The following is a 2,404-nucleotide window of genomic DNA, read 5'->3' as shown; positions in this document are numbered from 1 at the left end:
GCGCGCAGGCCCGCCGCCACCGCCGTGCGCTCGGCCGCCGTGGACGACGGACCGGGGGCGGCGGCGACCGCCAGGCGGGCGATCGCGGCGCGGAGTGCTCGGGCATCCTGCAGCTCGCGTGCGGTGGCGCCCACGTCGATCGGCTCGGTGTGGTCGGACAGCCACTCGTCGAGGTCGGCGGGCGTCACGAGGAGCTCACCGAGCTGGGCACGCGGCCGACGTCCGTCGGCGTCGTCCGCGAACCCGCCGGTGTGCGCGAAGTCGAGGGCGATCCGTCCGGCGTCGAAGAACCACGTGGAACCGGTGTCCGTGCGGATGTGCTGCCCCGTGTGCATCCGCCCAGGCTAACGGGTTACCGGCGCGCCTCCGAGCCCCGTGGGCATCATGCGGTAGCTCGACGGTCCTCCGCCGGTCGTCGGCTCCACGTGATCACGTTCCGGGCGTCGAACCGTCGGGAGCACTTCGCGCACGCCAGCGGCCGGGTCGGCGTGCGGTAGCGGAAATGCTCGTGTCCCGCCGGACACGTGCCGGTCCACGGCGCCAGTTCGCTCGCCACGGGGCCGTCGTACAGCCGCGAGCCCGTGTAGCCGAGCGCCTTCGCCGTCCGACGCCACGCCGGCCCGTGACCCGCGCGGGACCCCGCCAGCGCGTGCGCGATCTCGTGCAGGAGCACCTGGTCGACGTCGTCCTCGGAGAACCGCGCGGCGAGGTGCCGGCTCACCGTGATGCGCCTGCGGGCGAAGTCGCACTGGCCGGCACGCGTCTTCGCGTGGTCGAAGCCGAACGTCCACACCCCGGCCCCGAGGTGCGCCGACATGAGGTGCTCGGCTCGGGCCCGGACGGCATCGAGCAGCGTCACCGCTCGTCGTCGCCGGGTTCGTCCCGTCCGGCCTGGCCCTTCTGCGCGGCCCGTGCGGCGATCCGGCCCCAGATGTCGTCCGCCTCGGTACGGGCGGCGTCCGGCGCACCGAGCACCCGGCGACGGATCGGCGGGACCTGCTTCACCGGTTCGGCGACGCGCGTCTTCGGCTCGTCCTCCTCGGCGCGGCGGGCGGCGACCTCGCGAGCGGTGCGCGGCCGGTCCTCGGCCTTCGGCTGTGCCACGGAGGCGCGGAGGGCGGCCTCGACGGCGGTGCGGAGGGCCTCGGTGCGCTCCGACGGGGCACCGGCCTGGCGGAAGGCCTGGTAGGCGCGGGAGAGCGCCGAACGTGCCTCCTCGAAGCGGGAGAGCTCGAACAGCGACCAGCCCTCGAGCTCGGCGGCGGCGCCCTCGAGCTCCGGCCACTCCTCGGTCCGGGCGGTGTCCCGCGCGAGGGCGGACTCGGTGGCCGCACGCTCGTACCGACCGAGGTCGTGCAGGACGTGCGCACGGCGGATCCGGGCGGCGACCTTGTCGGAGCGCTCGCCCGTGAACATCGTCAGCCGGAAGACCTCCTCCGCGATCACGAGGGACTCGTCCAGCCGGCCGAGCAGACGGAGGAGTTCGGCCCGTTCGGCCAGGGCCTCGGTGCTGCGGCTCTGCCCGAGGTCCCGCAGACGCTGCTGGATCGCGTCGGCGTCGACGGCGGGTCGGAGGCTGATCGGCGCGAAGGTGCTCCCGGGGCTCACGCCGGCCGTCACGGGCGCCGCATGACGCGGTTCCCGGGCGCGGTCGGTGCGGTCGGGTTGCTGGCGGTCGTCGGGCGGGAGGGACATCGGTTCGAGGGTAACCGCGCCGTCCCGAGAGCGAGCGGTGCCACGCGCACGGGGGCCGGCGTCGTGTCGGTCCGGGAAGCGGAACGGCCCGCCGTGCGGGTGCACGACGGGCCGTTCCGGACAGCCGTTCTCGTCAGTTCGCCCCGCTGACGGCCGCCGCCGCGGCGACCCCGATGTACGTGCCGAAGGTCGCGATCGTCGCGACCACGGAGAGCACGATCGCGAAGATGCCCCATCCGCGGCCGCGCTTCGTCGCGACCGCGACGATCCCCTGCACGAGCGCCCAGAGCCCGAGGATCGCAGCGATGCCCGCGACGACGGCGCCGGCGCCGATCTGCGACATGACCGCCGGGTCGCTCATGAGCTGTCGCTGCAGCTCCTGCTGCTCGGCAGCGGACGCGCCACCGCCCTGGGTGAGGCCGTCGAGCGCACTGCTGTTCGCCAGTGCGGAGCCCATGACGTAGCCGCCGATCACACCGATGACGAGCGAGAGGACGCCCAGGACGAACGCGACGACGCCGAGGGTCTTCTTCCGGGCCCTCGGCTCGTCGTAGCCCTGCCACGACGGAGCCCCGGCGCTCGCCGGCGCGGCCGCGGCCGCGTAGGGCTGCTGCGTCTGGTGCTGGTCGCCCCACGAGGGCGCGCTCGGCTGCTGGCCGTACTGGGGAGCGGGGGCGGGCGCGGGGTCGACCCGCTCGCCGTAGCGCGG

General features: G+C 75.0%; 4 protein-coding genes. All 4 read right to left on the bottom strand.

Going from position 1 to position 2,404, the window contains the following annotated elements:
* Positions 1–335 (bottom strand): ABATE domain-containing protein (locus tag HP507_RS00225; protein WP_175349896.1); only part of this gene is annotated, 335 nt, incomplete at its 3' end.
* A gap of 47 nt (positions 336–382) precedes the next feature.
* Positions 383–859 (bottom strand): SprT-like domain-containing protein, encoded by a 477-nt coding sequence (locus HP507_RS00220; RefSeq protein ID WP_271207366.1) that lies wholly within the window; start codon positions 857–859, stop codon positions 383–385.
* Positions 856–1,695, bottom strand: a complete 840-nt coding sequence (locus HP507_RS00215) for a hypothetical protein (RefSeq protein ID WP_175349895.1) — start codon at positions 1,693–1,695, stop codon at positions 856–858. The genes HP507_RS00220 and HP507_RS00215 overlap by 4 nt, the downstream gene beginning before the upstream one ends.
* Before the next feature lie 133 nt (positions 1,696–1,828).
* A partial coding sequence (locus HP507_RS00210) for a hypothetical protein (RefSeq protein ID WP_175349894.1) occupies positions 1,829–2,404 on the bottom strand: 576 nt, incomplete at its 5' end.

The organism is Curtobacterium pusillum (assembly GCF_013359865.1).
In the GTDB taxonomy this organism is placed as follows: domain Bacteria; phylum Actinomycetota; class Actinomycetes; order Actinomycetales; family Microbacteriaceae; genus Curtobacterium; species Curtobacterium pusillum.
Note: the sequence above shows the minus strand (reverse complement) of the source record. Positions and strands in the feature narration are given on the sequence as shown.

Bases quoted from the DNA above. Each gene is read 5' to 3' on its own strand.
- HP507_RS00215 (WP_175349895.1), bottom strand. From the start codon at position 1,695: ATGTCCCTCCCGCCCGACGACCGCCAGCAACCCGACCGCACCGACCGC.